Below are 16079 nucleotides of genomic sequence, written 5' to 3'. Positions count from 1 at the left end.
CTCCGTACGGCGGCTACCCCGTCCGCGCCGGCCCATGCCGGCGCGGACGGGTCCGGAAAGCGGGCGCCGCGACTCCGGGCGGCCGTGTACCGGGAGGGGCTGCCGGGGCGCGTGTTGTCAGTGGCCGCACCTATGTTCAGTCGTGTCCCGCCGACGTGGCGTGGACGCCCCCCGGTGCAGAGGAGATGGCGCGTTGTCAGATTGGGAGAGGTCGAGCACGGCACGGGTGATCGCACCCGCACGGCCGCGCAAGCTCGCCAAGGTCCCGTTCGTCGAGCTGGCCGACGGACGCCTGCAGGGCGTGGTGTCGAGCGGCTCCGACATCGAGCGGGTCTACGTCTCGTCCGTCGCGGCCGGCACGTACGCGTTCGCCTGCAGCACCAACAACAACCGGCCCTGCGGAGGCGCGAGGGGTTCGTTCTGCAACCACATCCGCGCCCTGATCGGCGAGGCGGCACTCCAGTACGGTGCCGAGCGCGTCGCCCGCTACCTCAGGGCCGAGACCGCGGGCGGGGAGGAGAGCGCGCAGACCATCACCGCCGCGATGGGCGCCGCGCGGCCGCCGCAGGGGGACGCGCAGGCCGCCGCCCCCGTCTTCAGCCGGTTCCTGCGCCACCTCGCCTACCTGGAACTCGCCCCGACGACGGCGCCGTTGCCGGAGATGCACTGGTTCCCGCCGACCAGGGCGGTGGCATGATGCGCGCCGACCTGCTCGTCGAACCCGTGGACGGCCTCGACGAGGCCCTGGCGGCCGTCGACGCCTTCGACCGGACCCTGGTGCCCGGACTGCTCCGCCCCCAGCCCGCCCAGGCCGCCGGACTGGCGGAACTCGCCGACGCCGTCGCGGGCACGCCGCTGGCCGCCACGGTCGGCGAGGCGGCCGGCAAGGCCGCTGCCGGAGTCGCGGACGAAGACCACTTCACGGTCCTCGCCGCGGCCCGAACCGCCCTGCTCGGCTCCGTCCACGACGCCCTGACGGCCCGCATCGAAGAGGCACTGGGCCGCCCCCGCGGCGACGGAGCCGTCCCGGCGCCCGGCACCGCGCAGGCGGCGAACCTGCTCTCCGCCGCCCGGTCCTGGCTGTCCGACCTGGCCCGCTCCGGCTGGCAGGGCATCGACCACGACCTGGTCTCCGGATCGGCGCGGATCGTGTCCGCCATGCTCCCCGACCCGGACCTGCGCCGTCTGGCCACCCTGCTGGACGGCTTCGCCGCCGAACTCGCCGCGTCCTGCCCGGGCGCGACCCTCGAACGCGTCCCGGCACGCCGCTGGGCCGACCTGTGGTCCCGCGCGACGCTGCTGACCCTGCCCGGAGCGGCCGCCACCCCCGCCACCGGTACGGTGAGCGGCCGTCTCCTGCCCCTCGGCGTCGACGTACAGGAACACGCGACCGCCGTACAGGCCCAGGTCCACGCGGTGTTGGAGCCCTCCGACGGCGGGCCGCCCCGCCTCGTGCGCGCCGGCGTCTCGGCGCCGAAGCCCGACACGGTCGTCGGCGCGGGCCTGTGGCAGCTGCTCCGCCCGCACCTGTCGCTCCTCGCGGCCGTCGGCGAGGGGCGCTCGATGGACCTCGCCGACATGCCCGTCACCGCCGAGGGCGACCTGCTCTGGAGCGACGCCCACGCCCGCACGGGCGGCCCCGCCGACGCCTTCGCCACCGCCCGCGTCGTCCTGCCCACCGCCACGGGCACCGCGACCGCTCCCCTGGACCGGCACCCTGCGCGCATCGCCGTGCCCGTGTTCCTGGACGGCTACACCGCCCGCGAGGAGGACGGCGCCCTCACGTTCACCGTCGCCGGACACCCGCTCGCCGTCGACACCGACCGCATTCCGGCCGCCGGACCGCTGACGCCGCAGACCGTTGCCGCCTCCGGGGCCTGCATCGGACTGCTCCGCTGGGACGCGGGCGTCCACCGGCTCCAGCCCCTGGCCGTCGAGACGACCGTACGGAAGAAGCCCGTCGCGGTACACGCCGGGGGATGGGCCGGGGGCACGGCCGACAAGGCGGGCGTCAAGGCCGAGAAGGCCGCGACCGACGCCGTGGCCGTCCTGCGGGAGCGCGCCGGAAGGCTGTTGCGGAAATGACCGAGCACACGGACGAACGGCCGGCCGGACCCGCCCCCTCGGCGGCCCCCGGGCCGGACCCCGACGAGAACCGCCGCCAGGTCCTGTACTGGCGCCTCCTGGCCCGCCTCTTCGACCCGGAGGAGCAGGCCGCACTGGAGTCCGCCGGCCTCGCCGTCGTCGAGGACATCGGACTGCCGCCCGCCCTGCTGGACCCCCACGCGTCCGTCGACTCCGTCGTGCAGCGCCACCCGGAGCTGGCGGCCGAGTTCGACGGCCTGATGGCACCCGAACCGCAGGATGACGGAGCGGCGCGCGACCGGGCCGCCGAGGTGCGCCGCGCGGCCCTGGTCTCCAAGGTGCTGCTGGGCGTCTTCGCCCGCGGTACCGGGACGGTCAGCGCGGGACAGCTGACGCGCTGGCAGTCCGACGCCGCCTGGCTGGAGCGCGCCCTGGGCTGCCGGCCCGGCGACCTGCGCGGCGGCCGCGGCGCGGGGAGCGCCGCGGGCGGAGGAGGCGCGGGCGCCGGCCCCACCGGCACGGGCGGACGGGGCACGACGCCCGACCTCGGCCGGCTGGTTCCGGAGATCGGCCCGGAACTCGCCGCCATCGAGGCCGACCTCGTCGCCCGCATGCGCCTGCGCGAGGTACTGGCCGACCCCGCCCTCGCCGCGCGGCTGACCCCCAGCATGTCGCTGATCGAACAGCTGCTGCGGGACAAGGACAACCTCTCGGGCCTGGCCCTCGCCAACGCCAAGGACCTCATCCGCCGCTTCGTCGACGAGGTCGCCGAAGTCCTGCGCACCCAGGTCGAGAAGGCGACGGTGGGCGCCCTGGACCGCTCCGTCCCGCCGAAGCGCGTCTACCGCAACCTCGACCTCGACCGCACGATCTGGAAGAACCTCGTCAACTGGAGCCCGGAGGAGGAGCGGCTGTACGTCGACCGCCTCTACTACCGGCACACCGCCCGCAAGACCACACCGCAACGGCTGATCGTCGTCGTGGACCAGTCGGGATCGATGGTCGACTCGATGGTGAACTGCACCATCCTCGCGTCCATCTTCGCCGGACTGCCGAAGGTGGACGTCCACCTCATCGCGTACGACACGCAGGCGCTCGACCTCACGCCGTGGGTGCACGACCCGTTCGAAACGCTGCTGCGCACCAACCTCGGCGGCGGCACCGACGGCACGGTCGCCATGGCACTGGCCCAGCCGAAGATCGCCGAACCCCGCAACACCGCGGTGGTGTGGATCTCCGACTTCTACGAATGGCGGTCCGAGCCGCTGTTCGAGGCCATGGCCGCCATCCACCGCTCCGGAGCGAGGTTCATCCCGGTCGGCTCGGTGACCAGCTCCGGCCGCGGCAGCGTCAACCCCTGGTTCCGGGAGCGGTTCAAGGACCTCGGCACGCCGGTCCTCTCCGGCCACATCCGCAAGCTCGTGCACGAACTCAAGACGTTCCTCACCTAGAAGGGCCCTGACATGTCCGACCTGCTGCGCGCACCCGCCGAGACCAAGTACGCCGAGGAGCTGGACTGGCTGGAGTCGATCGACGACCACCCCAAGCCCTTCTCCTGGCGCCTGTCCCCGAAGATGGTCCGCCTGTTCATCCTGGGCTCCGAACGGGCCGACGGCCTGGACCGCGAGATCTCCCAGAAGTGGTTCGGCGACCGGAGCTTCGTCGAGCGCTCCATCGTCACCCTGGCCTCCGACCGCGGCCTGCTGCTCATCGGCGACCCCGGCACCGGCAAGAGCTGGCTGGCCGAGCTGCTGTCCGCCGCGATCTGCCGCAGCTCGACCCTGGTCGTGCAGGGCACGGCCGGTACCACCGAGGACCACATCAAGTACTCCTGGAACGTGTCCATGGTCATCGCCAAGGGCCAGTCGCGGGAGTCGATGATCCCCTCGCCGATCATGACCGCGATGGAGACCGGAGCCATCGGCCGCTTCGAGGAACTGACCCGCTCCACCAGCGACGTCCAGGACGCGCTGATCTCGATCCTGTCCGAGAAGTACATCTCGGTCCCGGAACTCGACAGCGACAGCATCGTCTTCGCCAAGCCCGGCTTCTCGATCATCGCCACCGCCAACAGCCGTGACCGGGGCGTCAACGACCTGTCGTCGGCGCTCAAGCGCCGCTTCAACTTCGTCCGCATCCCGGTGATGACGAACAAGAAGAGCGAGGCGGAGATCGTCCGCTTCCGCACCGAGGAACTGCTCCACCGCCACCAGCTGGAACTCGACGTACCGCCGAACCTCCTCGACGTGCTGCTGCAGAGCTTCGCCGACCTGCGCGCCTCCGCGGCCTCGGCCGGCAGCGACGACGAGAAGCTGGAGTCCGCGCTGTCGACCGCCGAACAGATCGGCGTGCTGGAGGACGCCATCCTGCACGGCAATTTCTTCGGCGAGCGCGCCCTGACCGCCCGCACGCTGGCCTCCTCCCTCGTGGGGTCGCTGGTCCGGCGCGAGCCCGAGGACCTGGCCATCCTCAACAAGTACCTGCACGGAGTCGTCGAACCGCGCAGCAGGGAACAGGGCGGTTCCTGGCCCGAGTTCCTGGAGGGCGGCCGCGACGCGATCGCCACCCTGTCGTGAGCGGCACGCACGAGGGGACCTTCGAGGCGCTCCGCGCGCAGCTGCAGGAGACCGCCGCGACGTTCGCCGACGGGCCCGACGCCCTGGAGGGGATCCTCCTCGGCATCGTCGACGACGTCGACCGCGCCGTGCGCGAGCCGCTGGAGATCTTCCCCGTCTGTCATCACTCGCCCGCCTCCGCACTCGCGATGGCCCGCCGCCTGCGCGAGAAGCAGCCGAAGGTCGTGTACCTGGAGCTGTGCGAGGACATGGCACCGCTGCTCACCGAACTGCGCAACTGCAGGCTGCCGGTGGCCGTCCAGGCGTTCGCGGCCGAGATCGACGGCTTCCCCGCCGAGTGGTCCCCGCTGTCGGTGGTGGCGCCGATCACCGAGGCCTCCGCCGAGTACCAGGCCATCGCCTACGCGCTGGACACGCCGGGCGTCGAACTGGTCCTCGTCGACCGCTCCTCGGACCACGTCTTCCAGTGGGACGCGCGCGCCGGCCGCACCGGCACCGACGTGCAGGCCCCCGGCCCGGACGCGCCGCCCGCGGAGGAGGAGGCCGCGCTGCACGGCGACGCGGTGGGCGTGGAGCTGGGCGACCTGCGACCGCGCTTCGCCGAGCTGGAGGAGCACCTGCTGCGCCACGGCCGCGTACGGCACTGGTCGGAGTGGTGGCACCAGTACGTCGAGCTGCCCCTCGGCGACAGCGACCACGACACCTACCGGCAGGTCATGCTCCTGATCGGCAGCCTCTTCCGGCGGCTGGCACCCGGCGACGCCCGCCGGGTGGGCGTCGACGAGGACCGCGAGCGCTACATGTGGACCCGCATGCGGGAGCACCTGGCCGCCACCGGCACCGATCCGGCCGACTGCCTCTACGTCTGCGGCGCCTTCCACGCGGCCAGCCGCGTGGCGGAGTTCGGGGTGGACGGCGCCGACACCTTCACCATCAGCCCGCGCACCGCCACCACGTGGCAGTACGGCCTGATCCCGTCCAGCCACGCCGCGATCGAGGCACAGTTCGGCCTGGCCGCGGGCTCGGTGTCGATCGCCGCGACCGTGTGGGCCAAGAACGTCACCCGCACCCGCACGGAGCCGTACCGGCTGGCCGGACAAGCGGGTGCGAAGAAGCCGAGGGCCGGCCGCAGGAAGGCCGCGGCGGCGGTCCCCGCACCGCCGGCCGCGCCCTCCGACCAGCTGACCGGGTTCCTGCGGCAGCCGCCCGTACTGGACCCGCTGGACGAGGCCGAACTGCTCGGCTGGTCCGTGGAGATCGTGCGCGCCGCGCGCCGGGGCGGCTACCTCGCCTCCACCGCGGACGCCATCGCCGTGTTCGAGACGTCGATCCTGCTGGCCGGGATGCGCGACCGGGCCAGACCCACGCCGTACGACTTCCAGGACGCGGCCGTCACCTGCATCGAGAAGGACACCGTGCCGGGCCGGCGCGACGTGCGCCGGCTCGTCGAGATCATGATGGGCGGCGACCGGATCGGCCAGGTCGGCTACGACGCGCTGCCGCCCCTGGCCCGCGACGTCCACGACCGGCTCGCCCCGCTGAACCTGAAGCTCCAGCAGCGCGGCGTGCAGCGCGCGCTCCTGGACATCGCCGGCAACCCCGGGCTGGAGCGGTGCTCGGACGTCCTGTGGATGCTCCGCTACCTGATGCCGCACGGCACCGCGCGGCCGATCATGGGCGAGCGGAGCCTGGGGGAGCGGCCGATCCAGGAGTCCTGGGACCTCGCGCTCGGCACCCACCAGCGGGCACTCATCGAGCTGGGCTACGAGGGCGTCAGCATCGAGCAGGTCCTGGAGCAGCGCCTGCGCCGCACGGCGTACGGACCGCGGGCCACCGCGGCGACCGTCCTGGAGGCCGTCGAGGACGCGACGCTGTACCTGCGCAACCGCCGCCTCACGGACGAGCTGGGCGCCCGAGCCCTGGAGGTCCTGTCGGCCGAGCGCAGCGTCGACGGCGCACCCGAGGTACTGCGCCGGGTGCGGCGGCTGCTGGCGCACTACCGCACCAGCGAGCCGGTGCTGCCGCCGTGGATCGAATCCTTCGCCAAAGCCGGCTACGCGCACTACTGCACCCTGCTGCCCACGGCGTTCACCGACGACGACGCCACCGTGCGGCAGGTGGCGGCGATGCTCGGCTTCCTGTTCAGCATGGAGGGCCTCGCGCTGTCGCTGGGGAGCGACCGGACCCAGCTCGAACTCGCCGTCGCCCAGTCGCACCCGCGGGACCCGTCGAAGACGGCGCTGCTGTGGGCGGCCCAGGTCCACCTCGGGCACCTCACCCGCGCGGACCTCCGCGCGAAGTGCGACCAACTGCTCGGCAACCCCATGGTGGTGCCCGCCTACCCGCGCTACCTCAGCGGCTTCGTGGACGCCCTGGAACCGGTACCGGGACTCACCGACTTCGTCGTGGAAGCCGTGTCGAACGCCTTCGCCCGGCTCCCGGACCCGGTCCTCCTGCCGTGGCTGCCGACCCTGATCTCCACCCTCCGCTCGGGAGGCGCCGAGCTCGCCCCGCTGCTGATCCGCGAGGCCGGACGGATCTTCCCCGGCCGGCTCGCGACCCTGGACGCGTGGGTGCCGCCGTGGCGCGCCGGCCCGCAGCCGCTCTCCGCGCGACCGGCGTCCCGCGCGACGGACCGCCGCGGCAGCGCGCTGCTCGCCGCACACCCCGCCGCGTGCGACGCGGTGGCGTCCCTGCTGGGGTGCGAGGGGGAGTGGGACACGGCCGGCGCCGGCCCGGGCGGCGCGGCCCTGGCCGCCCGCCACCCGGACACGGCCGTGGCGCTGGCGGCGCTGCTCGCCGGCTGACCGGGCGGGCGCCTGCCGGTGCTCCGGGCCCCCGGAGCACCGGCAGGAACACCGGGCGGGCCGTGGCGGCTACTGCTTCGGGTCGGTGATCTCGACCCGGGAGGCCCACCGTCCGCTGACCGTGTGGTGCACGACGTACGGTCCACCGGAGACGGCCGTACCGCGGGCGAGTTCGTCGAGGATGTGCACGTCGACGGCGACGCCGTTGATGTGGCTGATCTCCCCGGCGAGCACCTCCCTGACGTACGCGTCCGGGTCGGCGCGCATCGCGGCCCGGTCCGCCTCGTCCAGTTCCAGTTCGAAGACCTCGATCTCCCGCGTCTCGACATCGCCGATGCGCCGCACGTTCGCCATGGCCGGGTCCTTCCGGTGAGGTGAGTGGTCCACCAGTGTTCAGCGACCGGCGGCGGCATCGGCGCAACCCGGTCGTCCGCACCGGGGACGAGCCCCCGTTCGGCCCACACCCGGCGCCGGACGCCGGCCCCGCCCGGAGCGGCGGTCAGGCGAGGGCCGCGGCCAGCAGGGTGGCGGTCCGGGCGACCAGCGGGTTGTCCGCGGCCGCCTTCGGCTCGTGCTTGGTCGTCAGGACGGCCATGACGACCGGCGCCGCCCCGCGCGGCGGCCAGGCGATGCCGACGTCGTTGTTCGTGCCGTACTCGCCGCCGCCCGTCTTGTCGCCCAGGACCCAGTCCGCCGGCAGGCCCGCGCGGAACCGCTCCGTACTGGTCGTGTTGGCCAGCAGCCAGCCCGTGAGCCGCTCCCGGTCCGGCGGCGCGAGCGCGTCGCCCAGGGCGAGGCGCTCGTACGTCCGGCCGACGGCGCGGGGGCTGGTGGTGTCCGTCAGGCGGCCGGGCTCCGCCGAGTTCAGCTCCGGCTCCCACCGGTCGAGCCGGGTGACGCCGTCGCCCGTCGAACGGCAGAAGCGGGTGACGGCGCGCGGACCGCCGAGCTCGCGCAGCAGCAGGTTGGCGGCCGCGTTGTCGCTCTGGCAGATCGCGGCCGCGCACAGCTGCTCCACGGTCATGCCGCCGGCCAGGTTCTCCTCCTTCCCGGTGACGGGGCCGAACCCGGAGCGCCGTACGTCCTGGGCGGTGTACCGGATGCGCCGCGCGAGGAACTCCCCGTCGCGGTCCAGATCGCGCAGGACCGCGGCGGCGGCGAGCGTCTTGAACACCGAGCACATGGGGAAGGTCTCGTCGGCGCGGTACAGGACCGTGCGTCCGGTGCCGGTGTTCCGTGCGAACACCCCCAGCCGGGCCGAGTGTTCGCGCTCCAGCGCCCGCAGCTCGTCCAGGACGCCCTCCCCGCCCGGCGGCGCGGCGAAGGCCGTCCCGCCCGAGGCCATGACGGCGGCCAGGGTGCCCGCGCCGGCGGCCAGGACCGCGCGGCGGGACGGGTGTGCTCCTGCTGCTTCCACGATGCGTCCTCCTCTGCGGCCGCTTCCGGCCGCCTCGGTCTGTCTCCCCGTACGTATGACCACGTATGGGATACAAGACGCACGGACCGTCCCGGCGGTTCACTCCGGCACTGTCCGCCTCACCCGCCTCACCCGGGACATCCGTTCACGCGGTGTCACGGAGCCGGGCCGCCGCGGCCTCCGCCTCGCGCACCACGCGGCCGGGCTCGACGTCGACGAGGCGGCCGCCGAGCTTGAGCGGGCGGCCGCCGACGAAGACCGCGTGGACGTTCTCCGGGCGGCCGTTGAAGACGACCTGGTTCACCCAGTCGAACCGGGGCGCGAAGTTGAGGGCGGCCGGGTCGATCACGATGACGTCGGCGCACTTGCCCGGCGTCAGCGAGCCGACCCGGTCGGCCATGCCGATGGCCTCGGCCCCGCCGATCGTCGCGATCCGCAGCACGTCGTGGACCTGCGGGAACACCGAAGAGTCGAGGGAGCGCGCCCGCTGCAGGCCGATGGCCGCCTTCATCAGCGCGAAGACGTCCGAGGTGTCGTTCGTACCGCCGTCCTGGCCCAGTCCGACCTTGACGCCGCGGCGCGCCAGGTCCGGGAGCCGCATGATGCCGGAGGCGAGGCGCATGTTGCTCAACGGGCAGTGCGCGACCCGCACGTCGTGCGCGGCGACGGCGGCCACCTCGTCGTCGGTCAGGTGGATCGCGTGGTTCATCAACAGGCGCGGCCCGAGCGCGCCGATGTCCGTGAGGACGCGCACGGGATCGTCCGCGTGCTGCTCGTGGCGTTCGAGGACGTGGCTGTTGAGCATGACGCCCAAGTCCCGGGCGATCTCCCAGTGGAGCCGGTTGAGGCCCTGCAGGGGCCGCGCCGCGTGCGTGGCGACCTGCGCCGAGGCGAGCGGCACCGGGTCGATCAGCTCGCGCTTGGCGCGGGCGATCAGGGGGGCGTCGCGCTCGCCCTGGAACATGGCGTAGGCGAAGCGCACCCGCGTGTCGGTCAGGGCGCGGACGTACTGCACCGTCGTGTCGTAGGGGAGGGCGTCCACCCAGTCCACGAGCGTCGTCACGCCGGACTGGACGGAGTCGAGGGCGCCGAGGCGCACGAAGCGGTACATGTCCGCCGGGGCGATCCGCGAGAACGTCGTCCGGTTGCAGTCGGCCAGCCAGCCGAAGAGGTCGCGGTCCGCGCAGCCGCCGCGCATCGACGACTGCCACAGGTGGGTGTGGACGTCGACGAACCCCGGCATGACGAGCTTTCCGGAGGCATCGATCACGTGCGTGCCCGGCGGCGCCGGCAACCGCCGCCCGACGGCCGTGACGAGGCCGTCCGTCATGAGGACGTCCGCGTGCTCGACCGTGCCCAGAGGCCCCTGGCCGGTCGCGGGGTCCATGGTGAGCACGAGCGAGGCGTTCCTCAGCACGGTCGCCGGGCCGGTGGGCCGTCCCGGCGGCCCCTCGGCCCGCGGAGCGGTGCGGCCGGCGCCCGCGCCGCGGTCAATGCCGAGCAGGAAGGGGGTGGCCGCGGCCAGTCCGATGCCGGCCAGCACGTTGCGGCGGCCCGGTGGGGGTGGGGGTGGAGTGGCGGCCGGAGCCGGGGCCGGAGGGGGAGGGGGAGCGGGGGCTGTGGCGGAAGCGGGGGCGGGACACTCGCCGTACGGGTCCATGTGGTGTTGCCTCCCAACGAGCACGCGTCGGACAGCACTTCCCGTCGCCGACGAGACGTCGGGGCGAAACGGGGAAGGTAGCTGAAGCGTGCGGCAGGGGAGCGACGTTGCGATAGATGCGCGTCAACATTTTGTGGAAGTCGATCGGTTCCGGCGGCCCTCCGCGGCGCCCACCCGGCGCCTCACGCGTGCACCCGGCGCCTCACGCGTGCACCCGGTGCCTCACGCGTGCACCCGGTGCCTCACGCGTGCACCCGGTGCCTCACGCGTGCCCGGCCCGGAGTCCCGCCGCGGCCGCCGGCTCAGCCCGGGGCGTGCGGGCGCAGGTGGCCGGATTCGGCCGGGTCGGTGTCGCGGTGAGGATCCGGCCGTCCGGGCGGGTGGAAACAGGCGGTGATGGTCTTGCCGCCGTGGAAGGCGTGGGCGTCCCAGCGGTCGGCGAGGGCGTCGACGATGGCGAGCCCCCGGCCGGAGACGGCTCCTTCCGCGGCCTCGCCCGCGGCCGGAAGACCGGGGTCGGAGTCGGCCACGCTGACGTGCAGGCACTCGCCGTCCCAGGTCAGGACGAGTTGGGCACTGCTCTGGGCATGGACGTGTGCGTTGGTGACCAGTTCGGACACGGTCAGCAGGACGGAATGGACGACGTCGGGGGCGTCCTCGGTCCAGTTCAGGGCCTCCAGGTGCTCCATGCTCCACCGACGGGCCGACCCCGGCCCTCGGTAGATGGGGAACGACCTGGCCCAGCCCACCGCACGGAGCGACAAGGCACCCACCTCACTTTCCTGGTTCCGGCCTTTTCGGCACGCGTTCCTCAGGTCCGTCCGGCCCGGTGGCGGGCGGGTTGAGCGCCCCGCCGCTTGACGAGCAGGAGCGCCAGCAGCATCGGCGCGATCAGCAGGATCATCGTTGCCATGGTGGAGTCCTTCCTCGCGGACCGTTACCTCTGCGCGTGTGACCCCCGGACCGCGGTCGAAACCCCGCTCGGCCGTGCGGCGCCCCTGCGGGGCCGGGGTCTCGCGGGGCGGCGGCCGAATTCCGCGGTACGGGGGAGCGATTGAGTCAGCGCTCTTGTGGTGCGGGTCCCCGTCCGGGCAGGCTCGGGTCATGAACACTGCCAGGCACGCCAGTGAACAGCTCATGAGCTGGCCTGCACTCAGCGAAGGCCGCACCCCGTGCGGCACTGGACTCGGCCTCAACGCCGGTTCACAGGAGATCGTCCACTTCCACGGCGATCACGAGGCTGACGTCCATCTGACCCGCGCGATGATCGCGAAGCTGGAGCCGGCCCTCGCCGGATCCACCGCGGTCCATCTGCGCACCGGATCGGAGTGGGTGACGGTACGTCTGGACATCGACTCCGACATCGACCTGCTGGCCACCCTCGTCAGCGCCGCGCTCCAGGCCGCCACCCGGGCCGAGGCGGAGCCCGGCGTACGGGGACGGCGCCGGGCACCCTGTACGCGGCAGGGAAGCCCCGCGCCCGTCATCATCCGGCGCGCGGACGCCCAGGACGCCCACGAGGTCCTGGGCGTGCCGGGCGTCCCGGGCGACGGACCGGGCGAGCGGGGCTGCTACAGGTAGCGGCGGATGGGCAGGACCGCGGTCTCCCTGGCGCGCTGGAGCACCGAGCGGCGCTTCCAGCGTCCAGGGCGGATCGGGTCGCTCACCTGGAGGTCCTCGTCGTAGTGCGCGTCGAGGGTCGCCGTGAACTCGGCGTCCATCACGGCGAGCATCACCTCTTCGTCGTGGTCCAGCGACCGGCGGTTGAAGTTCGTCGAGCCGATCAGGGACACCACGCCGTCCATGGTCACGATCTTGGCGTGCATCATGGTCGGCTGGTAGTGGTGGATCTTCACGCCGCAGGCGGTCAGCGCCTCGTAGTGGTGCTGACCGGCCAGCTGGCACACGCGCTTGTCGGTGTGCGGCCCGGGCAGCAGGATCTCGACCTCGACGCCGCGGCGGGCCGTGGCACAGAGCAGCTCGATGAAGTAGGTGTCGGGGGCGAAGTACGCGGTCGCCAGACGCACCCGCTCCTCAGCCGATTCCAGGATCACCCGCATCAGCGTCTGCATGTCCTGCCACCCGAAACTGGCCGAACCGCGGACCACCTGCACGATGGCGCCGCCGCTGGTCTCGTGGGTGACGAACCGGTCGCGTTCGTCGAACAGCTCGGTGTGGCACTCCGCCCAGTTCTGGGCGAAGGCCGCGGCGATGCCGTCGACGGCCGGGCCGCGCACCTCGACGTGCGTGTCCCGCCACTCGCCGGGGTTGCGCGCGTCGCCGCACCACTCCTCGGCGATGCCGACGCCGCCGGTGAAGGCGGTCCGCTCGTCGACGACCAGCACCTTGCGGTGACAGCGGTGGTTCTGCTTGAGCGGCGAGAGGTAGAGCGGCTTGCGGAACCACGCGACCTCGACGCCCGCGTCCTTCATCCCGTCCAGCAGGGTCTGCTCTATGAGACGGCTGCCGAAGCCGTCCAGCAGCAGCCGCACCCGGACACCGGCGCGGGCCCGGTCGGTCAGGGCCTCGGCGAACTGCCGGGCGATGTCGCCCCTCCAGTACACGAACGTCATCATGTCGACCGTGTGGCGGGCCGAGCCGATCGCGTCCAGCATCGCGGCGAAGATCTCGTCCCCGTTGCGGAGCGGCAGTACGGAGTTCCCCTCGGTCGCGGCGATGCCGATCAGCCGCTCCAGGCGCCGGCGGATGCGCCGGATCCGCTCGTCCGCCGTGCGGCTGCCCGCGGGCGGGTTCAGTACGCCGCTGAGCTGCTGCTCTTGGTCGATCATGCCGCGTACTCCTCGGTTCGGGTCTGTTGCCGCCCAGGACCCTATCCGACGCCGACGGCGACGGATCCCGGCCCGTTCCGCGGGGAAGCGGGGCGGGCCGGGACCTGCCGCCGACCGGTCAGGCGGCGGCCGTACCGGCCGGCGCGCCCGCCGGAGTGGCGGCGGCCTTGGACGGGGCACAGGGCGCGGCCGCCAGCATGTCGTCGGCGGCCGCCAGGGCGTCCTTGATGTTCCGGGTCGCAGTTGCCACGCACAGCGTGAACGAAACATTTTCCAACTCGAGGCGGACCTCGGGGGAGTCCTCGAGGGCCAGCGTGATCCGTGCGTCGGCGTATCGGGACAGCAGGCCACGAAGGACGGCGGGGGCGGGCTTCAGCACGAGACTGCCTTTCTACGGAGTGTGATACGCAGCTGCCCCGTTACCCCGTGTGCATGCATGCGCCGTCGCGACCGGTCCCCGGCGCGGCCGCGATCCGCGCCCCGCCGCTCCCCGTCGACGTCCCGCACGCGGCCCGGGACCCGGGGGGAGTGCGGGACCTCGGGCTTCTCGGCGTACGGGAATTCGGCCCGGTCCGTACGGCACTTCGGCCCGTCCGGTACGGGCGAGAGCCTCTGGGCCGCCTCCGTCCTCCTGCGCTTCAGTGGAGGGTCGTGCCCCCCCGAGCGACCGGACGGACAGCCCGATGCCCTCCCTGCCCGCAGCCCACCCGCAGACCGCCCGGCTCCTGGTCGACCTCTCCGACGGGGTGGGCGGGGGAGGCGTGATCCTGGACGCCGACGCGCGGGTGTGCGCGCTGCTCGGGGTCGAGGCCGAAGTGCTCCTGTCCGGCACCTTCGCCGACCTCGCCCCGGCCGGCCACGCCGGCTCCGCCGTCCGCCTCCTGACGGACGCGGCCGAGGCGATCGCGGTGGGGCACGGCGCCGCCCCGCCCGTCGCGAGAAGACCGCTCGTCCTGCGGGGGCGGCGGGAACCGGTCCTGTGCGTGGCCTCGGCCCGCCCGGCCGTGGACGCGAGCGGCCGGACCACCGCCGCCGTCGACCTGGCCGAACCCCCGGGCCCGGGCTGGGAGAACTGGGCCGTGCTGCACGCGGCGGCCACGCTGCGCGGGCAGTCGGTGTGGGCGTACGACGAAACGCACGACCGGTTCCGCTGGATCGACAACGCCTTGTCCCACAGCCGCCACCGGACCTTCGGCGACCTCCCCCTCCAGGCGGTACTGGAACAGCTGCACCCCGACGACGTGGACGAGGTCACCCGCGCGTTCTGGGCGCTGAGGCGCGGCGAGACCGACACGGCGCACATCAGCTTCCGCCACCCCGACGGCGAGGGCGGCTACCGCCGGCTGACCTCCAGGTCCGGCATCCTGCGCCTGGGGTTCGACGGGCCGCGCCAGATCGTGGGCTCCACCTCCGACACCACCCTCGCGGTGGAACGCCGCCGGTCACTGGCCCGGGAGCACTCGCGCCAGAGCAGGCTCGTGCGGGAACTCGCGGCCGCGTTCGTCTCCGCCAAGACCGAGGAGGAGCTGACCGACGCGATCCTGCACAAGGTGGCGCCCGCGTTCTCCGGGACGGGCACGCTGCTCGCGTTCGTCGAGAACGAACGGCTGCGCGTGACCTTCGGCGACGGCATCGACCCGGCCATGGCCCGCTCCCTGCACGGCATGCCGCTGGACGCCCCGAAGCCGCTGGCCCAGGCCATCCGTACCGGCCGCATGGAAGCCATCGAATCGCGCGAGGCCTACCGCGCCACCTGGCCGTGCGCCCACCACCTCCTGGACGCGACGACCGCCCAGTCCTTCCTGATGGTTCCGTTCGCCGCCGAACCGGGCAGGCCGCTGGGCGGCTGGGTCATCACCTACGACCGCCCCCACCCCGTCACGGAACCGGAGCGCACGCTCCTCGGGGTGACGGCGGAACTCGCGGGCCAGGCCTGGGCGCGGATCCGGCTCAGCACCGCCCGCCTGGAACTGGCCGGCGCACTGCAGCGCGACATGCTGCCCGCCGCGCTCCCCTCGATCGACGGCCTGGAGATCGCGGCGCGCTACCTGCCGGCGCACGAGGGGCTGGACGTGGGCGGGGACTGGTACGACGTCATCACCTTCCCCGACGGCTCGGTCGCCTGCATCATCGGCGACGTCCAGGGCCACAACATCCAGGCTGCGGCCCTGATGGGACAGGTGCGGACGGCCATGCACGCGTACGCCTGGCAGGACTCCTCCCCGGACCGCGTCCTGCAGCGCACCAACGAGCTGATGCTGCAGATGGGCGCCCCCGGCTTCGCCACCTGCCTCTACCTCCTCCTCGACCCGCGGGGCCGGGTCCTGTCCGCACGCGCCGGACACGTACCGCCCGTCCAGTGCGGCCCGGCCGGGGCCCGGGCCGAGGAGAACCCGGGCGGCCTCCCGCTGGGGGTCCTGCACGGCACGCGGTACCCGCTCTCCCGGGGCAGCCTGGCGGAGGGCGACACGATGGCCCTGTTCACCGACGGGCTCGTGGAGGGCCCCGGCCTGAGCCTCGACGACGGCACGGCCCTGGTCTGCCGGACGCTGGAGGCGACGCGGCACGGTTCGGTGGACGAGATCGCGGACGCGCTGATGGGCTGCGCCCGCGCCACCCGACACCAGGACGACCGAGCGGTCCTCGTGGTCCGCCGCCCCCACCTTCCGGGGCCCGCCTGAAGCCATCGAGCCCCGCCCGGTCGCACAGCGCCCCGCCACCGCGCCCGCCCGGCACGGCGCATAC

Annotated in this window: 13 protein-coding genes; 7 read left to right on the top strand and 6 right to left on the bottom strand. The window is 73.4% G+C overall.

Features of this window, described 5'->3' with window-relative positions:
- The first annotated feature begins 193 nt into the window (after positions 1 to 193).
- From ACZ6S8_RS33975 to ACZ6S8_RS33955, 5 genes are read left to right on the top strand one after another with little or no spacing between them, the layout of a single operon-like run.
- A complete protein-coding gene (locus tag ACZ6S8_RS33975; protein WP_469461532.1) occupies positions 194 to 697 on the top strand; it encodes a hypothetical protein in 504 nt (167 codons plus the stop codon).
- Positions 667 to 2085 (top strand): hypothetical protein, encoded by a 1419-nt coding sequence (locus tag ACZ6S8_RS33970; protein WP_469461563.1) that lies wholly within the window; start codon positions 667 to 669, stop codon positions 2083 to 2085. Before ACZ6S8_RS33975 ends, ACZ6S8_RS33970 begins: the two co-directional genes overlap by 31 nt.
- Complete coding sequence (locus tag ACZ6S8_RS33965; protein ID WP_469461531.1) at positions 2082 to 3536, top strand: vWA domain-containing protein; 1455 nt, start codon at positions 2082 to 2084, stop codon at positions 3534 to 3536. The genes ACZ6S8_RS33970 and ACZ6S8_RS33965 overlap by 4 nt, the downstream gene beginning before the upstream one ends.
- 12 nt (positions 3537 to 3548) lie before the next feature.
- Positions 3549 to 4661: an ATP-binding protein gene (locus tag ACZ6S8_RS33960; protein WP_469461529.1), complete on the top strand. Its 1113-nt coding sequence runs from the start codon at positions 3549 to 3551 to the stop codon at positions 4659 to 4661.
- On the top strand, positions 4658 to 7468 hold the full coding sequence (locus ACZ6S8_RS33955; protein ID WP_469461527.1) for a DUF5682 family protein: 2811 nt from the start codon (positions 4658 to 4660) through the stop codon (positions 7466 to 7468). Before ACZ6S8_RS33960 ends, ACZ6S8_RS33955 begins: the two co-directional genes overlap by 4 nt.
- A 69-nt stretch (positions 7469 to 7537) precedes the next feature.
- On the opposite strand, the gene ACZ6S8_RS33950 is transcribed toward ACZ6S8_RS33955, so the two are convergent.
- The 4 genes from ACZ6S8_RS33950 to ACZ6S8_RS33935 form a co-directional block, all read right to left on the bottom strand.
- On the bottom strand, positions 7538 to 7822 hold the full coding sequence (locus ACZ6S8_RS33950) for a hypothetical protein (protein ID WP_469461525.1): 285 nt from the start codon (positions 7820 to 7822) through the stop codon (positions 7538 to 7540).
- A 145-nt stretch (positions 7823 to 7967) separates the two neighbouring features.
- Positions 7968 to 8885 (bottom strand): class A beta-lactamase, encoded by a 918-nt coding sequence (gene bla, locus ACZ6S8_RS33945; protein WP_469461523.1) that lies wholly within the window; start codon positions 8883 to 8885, stop codon positions 7968 to 7970.
- 145 nt (positions 8886 to 9030) lie between these two features.
- Positions 9031 to 10428, bottom strand: a complete 1398-nt coding sequence (locus ACZ6S8_RS33940) for an amidohydrolase family protein (RefSeq protein WP_469461521.1) — start codon at positions 10426 to 10428, stop codon at positions 9031 to 9033.
- Between the two features lie 419 nt (positions 10429 to 10847).
- Positions 10848 to 11294, bottom strand: a complete 447-nt coding sequence (locus tag ACZ6S8_RS33935; RefSeq protein WP_469461561.1) for an ATP-binding protein — start codon at positions 11292 to 11294, stop codon at positions 10848 to 10850.
- Positions 11295 to 11649: 355 nt separating this feature from the next.
- Here ACZ6S8_RS33935 and ACZ6S8_RS33930 point away from each other — a divergent pair, with 355 nt between their 5' ends.
- Entirely contained in the window at positions 11650 to 12126 is a 477-nt protein-coding gene (locus tag ACZ6S8_RS33930) for a luciferase domain-containing protein (RefSeq protein WP_469461519.1), read from the top strand.
- Here ACZ6S8_RS33930 and ACZ6S8_RS33925 read toward each other — a convergent pair.
- Both ACZ6S8_RS33925 and ACZ6S8_RS33920 read right to left on the bottom strand, forming a co-directional pair.
- A complete protein-coding gene (locus ACZ6S8_RS33925; protein WP_469461517.1) occupies positions 12117 to 13334 on the bottom strand; it encodes a phospholipase D-like domain-containing protein in 1218 nt (405 codons plus the stop codon). The genes ACZ6S8_RS33930 and ACZ6S8_RS33925 overlap by 10 nt on opposite strands.
- 118 nt (positions 13335 to 13452) lie before the next feature.
- Entirely contained in the window at positions 13453 to 13713 is a 261-nt protein-coding gene (locus ACZ6S8_RS33920; protein WP_469461515.1) for a DUF5133 domain-containing protein, read from the bottom strand.
- Positions 13714 to 14017: 304 nt separating this feature from the next.
- On the opposite strand from ACZ6S8_RS33920, the gene ACZ6S8_RS33915 reads away from it, so the two are divergent.
- Positions 14018 to 16015 carry a SpoIIE family protein phosphatase gene (locus ACZ6S8_RS33915; protein ID WP_469461513.1) on the top strand — a complete coding sequence of 666 codons (1998 nt, stop codon included), beginning with the start codon at positions 14018 to 14020 and terminating at the stop codon, positions 16013 to 16015.
- Positions 16016 to 16079 lie beyond the last annotated feature (64 nt).

It is taken from the genome of Streptomyces sp. NPDC048461, from assembly GCF_055587105.1.
The sequence above is the reverse complement of the archived record's forward strand: the minus strand, read 5'-3'. Positions and strand labels throughout refer to the sequence as shown.